The organism is Aquitalea sp. FG25 (assembly GCF_057809375.1).
In genome coordinates, this window is sequence record NZ_JBMDJV010000053.1 from 1 (window position 1) to 5,312 (window position 5,312).

The 5,312-nt window shown below is 56.3% G+C and carries 8 protein-coding genes; all 8 read left to right on the top strand.

The window, feature by feature from the left end:
* Nucleotides 1-142: 142 nt before the first annotated feature.
* Genes ACODR9_RS24125 through ACODR9_RS24160 form a run of 8 tightly spaced genes read left to right on the top strand, consistent with a single transcriptional unit; the run spans nt 143 to nt 5,283 of the window.
* Nucleotides 143-433, top strand: a complete 291-nt coding sequence (locus ACODR9_RS24125; RefSeq protein WP_054287420.1) for a nucleotidyltransferase family protein — start codon at nt 143-145, stop codon at nt 431-433.
* Nucleotides 430-810, top strand: a complete 381-nt coding sequence (locus ACODR9_RS24130) for a HepT-like ribonuclease domain-containing protein (protein ID WP_488813196.1) — start codon at nt 430-432, stop codon at nt 808-810. The genes ACODR9_RS24125 and ACODR9_RS24130 overlap by 4 nt, the downstream gene beginning before the upstream one ends.
* Nucleotides 807-1,268 (top strand): hypothetical protein, encoded by a 462-nt coding sequence (locus ACODR9_RS24135; RefSeq protein ID WP_488813198.1) that lies wholly within the window; start codon nt 807-809, stop codon nt 1,266-1,268. Before ACODR9_RS24130 ends, ACODR9_RS24135 begins: the two co-directional genes overlap by 4 nt.
* 2 nt (nt 1,269-1,270) lie before the next feature.
* Entirely contained in the window at nt 1,271-2,482 is a 1,212-nt protein-coding gene (locus tag ACODR9_RS24140; protein WP_488813200.1) for an AcrVA2 family anti-CRISPR protein, read from the top strand.
* A 21-nt stretch (nt 2,483-2,503) separates the two neighbouring features.
* Nucleotides 2,504-3,175, top strand: a complete 672-nt coding sequence (locus ACODR9_RS24145; protein WP_488813202.1) for a hypothetical protein — start codon at nt 2,504-2,506, stop codon at nt 3,173-3,175.
* A 35-nt stretch (nt 3,176-3,210) separates the two neighbouring features.
* Entirely contained in the window at nt 3,211-3,465 is a 255-nt protein-coding gene (locus ACODR9_RS24150) for a hypothetical protein (protein WP_488813204.1), read from the top strand.
* Between the two features lie 20 nt (nt 3,466-3,485).
* On the top strand, nt 3,486-3,839 hold the full coding sequence (locus ACODR9_RS24155) for a hypothetical protein (protein WP_488813206.1): 354 nt from the start codon (nt 3,486-3,488) through the stop codon (nt 3,837-3,839).
* 46 nt (nt 3,840-3,885) lie between these two features.
* On the top strand, nt 3,886-5,283 hold the full coding sequence (locus ACODR9_RS24160; RefSeq protein WP_488813208.1) for an ISL3 family transposase: 1,398 nt from the start codon (nt 3,886-3,888) through the stop codon (nt 5,281-5,283).
* Nucleotides 5,284-5,312: the final 29 nt, after the last annotated feature.

Sequence of the window (5,312 nt, forward strand, 5' to 3'; positions counted from 1 at the left end):
GGGTATGCGGAAAAACCTGTTGGTTTTGGGCCTGAAGCCTACTTGTCACAATCACCGTAAATCGGAATTTCCTGTTGAATCGTAGCGACAATCTCTCTATGATGCAATCATCGTTAATTCGGATAAACCTGTTGGTGATGCCATGAAACCCTCTGAAGCCCTCCAAGCCCACCGGGCCAGCATCCGCAGCATCGTTGAGGCCCATCGCGCTCGCAATGCACGGGTGTTCGGTTCGGTCATCCACGGCGATGATACCGATGACAGCGACCTCGACATCCTGATTGACCCGACTCCTGACACCACGATGATGGATATCGGTGCCATCCGCCACGAACTGCGTAAGCTACTGGGCGTGCCGGTCGATGTACTGACCCCCAAGGCGCTGCCGGACTCTTTCCGTGCCCAGGTTATCGCGGAGGCTGTGCCGGTATGAGTCGTGACAAGCAAAGGCTGGCGGACTACTTGGCGCACATTCTCGAAGCCATTGGACGTATTCATCGCTACACCGAGGACATGGCCGAGTTGGCGTTCCTGGAGAACGAGCTGGTGCAGGACGCGGTGATCCGCAACTTCGAAATCATTGGCGAGGCCAGTCGCAATATCGAGCGTCACTATCCTGACTTTGCCGATACACACCCAGAGGTGCCGCTGGCGTTCGCCTATGAAATGCGCAATGCCTTGGCTCATGGCTACTTCAAGGTAGACCTTGAGATCGTATGGAAGACGATCCAGCGCGACCTGCCGACATTGGCCGAACAGGTAGAAGTGCTGGCGGTCGAGGTGGCAGACAAGGGGAAGCCCCGTCCATGAACACTCGGTCTTCTCCTAATTCGATGACAAAAGCTGAGCACACCGAACTGCTACGAGCGGCTTGTTGGCAATTACCATGGGTGATTACCTTCATGGGGCTGGGTGTTCAACTGGCCGAGATTTATCACCTGGATGGCAAAACCGGCATGTTGCTGGCTATGCTTGGCGCTGGCACTGCCATGGTTATCCAATTGCTACGAGCAGCAAAGCCCGCCAAGGTCATCGAAGAGCTTCCGTTGCAGGCCGAGATTGACCAGGCTTACCGCGCAGGTTTCAAGGTCTGGTTTACCTTCCCTAAGAGTCAAGCAACCCGGCAAGACTACCTCGACAAATTGAGGGCGAAAGGCTACCTGATAACTGATCAGGATGGCCGTATCGTTGATGCCTTTGCAGAGTTACACGACTCGCCAACCCGCCGCAGAAAACGTTTCCGCGTCGTTGAATGCGGAGATCAGTGAATATGGCTTTGCCCCCTACCTACTACGACTTCGTGCGCAAGCTGCGCCCTCACCTGATTGAACTGGCTGAGCAGGATGCCGAAGATTTGCTGCGCGGCCCCAACCCACCGCAAGCCATTCATAGCGTGGACGACTACGACAGCCGGTTCCAGCCGTTCATCGAGAGACTGAATGCAGAGCTGCTCGGATACGGGACCGACCATCCCGGCGTTAGTGTTGAGGAAATATCTCCCATCCTCTCCAGCGCCCCGCCACAGACGAAGGCATACTTTGCAAGCCTTTACGGCACTGTGAATAACGAGTACCACAGCGTGGTGAACTTTGCCCTCGCCGGTAAGAAGACCTTCCACTTCTCCGACAACCTGGCCGACCACCTAGCGAACACCGAGATCAATCTCAAAGCGTCGTTGATCCAGTTGCCGTTTCCGACATGCCTGTTCACCTTCACATCGCGCACCGTCATCAACGCGATGCACAACATCCGGGGCGATGCCGGGCGGTGGGCCATGAATGCCTCCGGCCTGGACTATGATGCGCCGGTTTCCGTCTTTCTCACTATGCACCCTGCCGGCGCAGGCCTGCCGGGCCGGAAATTACTGATGTGCGCATGGCATGCCAGGCAGCCGAATTCAAGCTACCTCGCACTCAAACGCGAGCTGTACCTGGGCGATGACTGGACGCTGGAGCAGGCTTTGCGCACGGACTGGGAAACTCTGACGCCGGACAACCTGGGCATGGCGATGCATGTGGACTTGGAAGAAGAGGCCATCGAGCACCAGGACGACGACACTTTCTACACTGACGGTCTGGCTTTCTATCGGATCGTCCTCAACGCTGTTCTGTACCTGTCGTCGAATGAGGCTGAGCTGGCCGGAAGGGAAAGCCCGCGCCGAGAAATCGAAGCACGGGCAATGACCATCGCATCGCTGCCCAAGCGCCGGAAGCTACTGCAAACCATGAACCGCTACACCGCTCTCGACTACCAGGAAGTGGGAGCATCGGTCGGTCCTATCGTGATTCAGAAAGGCACAGCAGAGGGTGACGGCCACACCACAGGTGGCGGTAAGCCACTGGTGCGCTTCATAGTGCGAGGGCACTGGCGACGCCAGCCCCACGGGCCGGAGAGCAAAGAGCGCAAGCTGGTCTGGATTCGCCCGTACTACAAAGGCGACGACCTCGCTGCCACCATCAACAAGCCATACCTGGTCAAATAAGCACAATCACGGGAGCACCTTATGGCATCTGGCCAATTTCGCATTACCATACTGAACCCCACCGAGGAAGTTTCCGCCCTGAAGCTGCGTGGCTGGCTCCAGTCCGAGGCCGAACAAATCGACGCAATAACCGGTGACGACGATCTGGTCATCATTCGTCTGTTCCTGATGGAGCGTGTGCGCTACGGCCTCACCCCCAAGAAGCTGGACACCATTCTGCAAGGTATCTCCGACAAGTTTTCGAGCATCTATCGCGTTGAGCTGTTCCTTGTGAAGCAACCTCTCACTATGGCGCAAATGCAGGAAGAGGCCGCGCAAGCCAACGCTGAACTTGAGGAGATGGCCGCACGGGCCGCAGCATTTGCTGAGTCTGCCAATCTCTACCCGGAAGAGGAAGGATTGATCCAATTCTTCGGTTACAGCACGGAGGCCGCCAAGGATGAGTCCCCGTTTGATTTACCGGAGGATGGCTTGGTGTGCATGGTGTCCAACATCACCGAGCACAACCGCGCCCCGATCAACAAACAGACTGGCCGTGCATTTGAGCTGGACCAGTGGTTCGTATCGGAAGGCGCACATGAGGAAACAATCGTGCACGGGCCTTTCGTAGATGAGGCGGCAGCTATGACCTTTGCCCGAGAACATTGCAAAGCAATTCGCTTCAAAACGGCCCCGGTGTTTGAGTCAATCTGAGTCGTTCCGATAAAACTGCCTGGATGGAGTCAACCATGACCAGTCCCTTTGTCTGGCCTTCGGATGTCACCGCAAAGCGAGAGTTCTTGCCTGGCGGTGTCTGTGCCTATTACCTGACTCATACCACGATCGGTGAGCTTGGTCGTCTTGTGCTGACACCGGCAGCCGGTGGTGGTGCTCACCTAAGCTGCGAGGTGTTTGCCGATGGCGATACCTTTCAGATTGAAGAGCGAAAGGCTGTCATTGAGCCGTTGGCCAAGTCCATTTCGGCCAAGCTTGGTGGTCAGTAAAGATTATGGACAGTAAGACCATGGATGTCCTGATCGACCAATTAGAAATCATGCGGCAGTGCGGCATTAGAACGGTATTTGATGGCTCCATCCGCGATGAGCAAGATGGAGCAATGTGGTGCTTCGTCGCTGTTTCAGCCATGTCACCACGCGCTTCATTCATGGCGGACAAAGAGAAGTGGGCGTTGGTTGAAAGCGTAGTCCAGGAGGCAGACTTTTCGCCGGATGCATTGCAAATCGCAGCATTTACAGATCTCGATCGCCAGGCGCTCACACCGATCTTCAAGGCAGCGGCCCGCCTGTATGAAACCGTCTGCCAGATGACGAACGAGAGTGTGAGGCCGGCCAATCCAGGCTTGCACCTAGTGAAATAGCGGCGCTTACAAAACAGAGCCAGATACTGGTCCACGGAAGTATTCCATGCCTGCCAACATCCTGAACCTGCCCCAGTACCGTGTACTGTCGGTGGAAGAAACCGAACACGACTATCACATCGATGCCGAACCCATAGAGCCGACCCGTCAATGCCCACATTGCGGGTCTTCTCGATTTCAGGGTTGGGGTGGTGCAGAGCAGCCGCGCCTGATCAAAGACCTGCCGATGCACGGCAAACGAGTCGGTATCTACATCGCCCCCAAGCGTTTTCGCTGCCAGGCACCCGATTGCCTGAAGACTTTCTTCACGCCACTGCCTGTGGTGGCCGAGAACCGGCAGATGACGGAACGGCTGGTGAAGTGGATCAGTCAACAGTCGTTGAAGCGCACCTTCCTGTCACTGGCTGATGAAACCGGAGTGGACGAGAAGACCGTCCGCAACATCTTCCGCGACTACATCAGCGACCTGGAAGCCAAGGTTACATTCGAGACGCCGAAGTGGATGGGGATCGACGAAATCCATCTCATCAAACCGCGCTGCGTCATCACCAACATCGAGAACAACACCGTGGTGGACATGCTGGTCAACCGCAACAAGGACACGGTGGCCAAGTACCTGTACCAGCTCAAGGGCAAGGAGCAGATCGAGTACGTGGCGATGGACATGTGGCAACCCTACCGGGATGCCGTCAAGACAGTGCTGCCGGATGCCAGGATCGTCATCGACAAGTTCCACGTAGTGAAGATGGCCAACGAAGCCATCGAGAAGGTCAGAAAGGCACTACGGGCCGAGCTGACGCCCAAGCAGCGCCGGGGTCTGATGCACGACCGATTCATCCTGTTGAAGCGTGAGCGTGACCTGACTCCGGAAGAAGCATTCAACCTGGATGGCTGGACGAAGAACTATCCTGCGCTGGGGCTGGCATACCGGCTCAAAGAAGACTTCTACGGCATCTACGACGCCAAGACCAAGCAACAGGCGCAAGCCCGATACGAGGCATGGTATCGGGGCGTTACACCGGATATCTACGAGCACTTTTCCGACCTGATCCGTGCTTGGACGAACTGGCAGCCCTATATCCTGCGTTTCTTTGAGAACCCCGTCACCAATGCCTACACGGAGTCGTTGAACAATCTGATTCGCTGCACCGATCGCGCTGGCCGGGGCTATTCATGGGAAGCCCTCCGGGCCAAGATTCTGTTCACAGAGGGACTGCACAAGAAACAGTTCATCCGACCGAAGTTTGAACGCCGCCGGCCTGAGACTGTGATGGAGCGGAGTGTCGGCTTTTTCGTGCCTGGCGGGGAGATGGGGTACGGCCTTCCTCCTGGGGCCATAGGTAAGGCCACGATGCAAAACCAACAGGACGGCAAAGGCCGAGAGGTCAATTATGGAGTGGACATATCAACACTGGTGCGGATGATCGAGGCCGGTGAGATTTAGCCCCGACCAACAGGAAAATCCGTAAACCC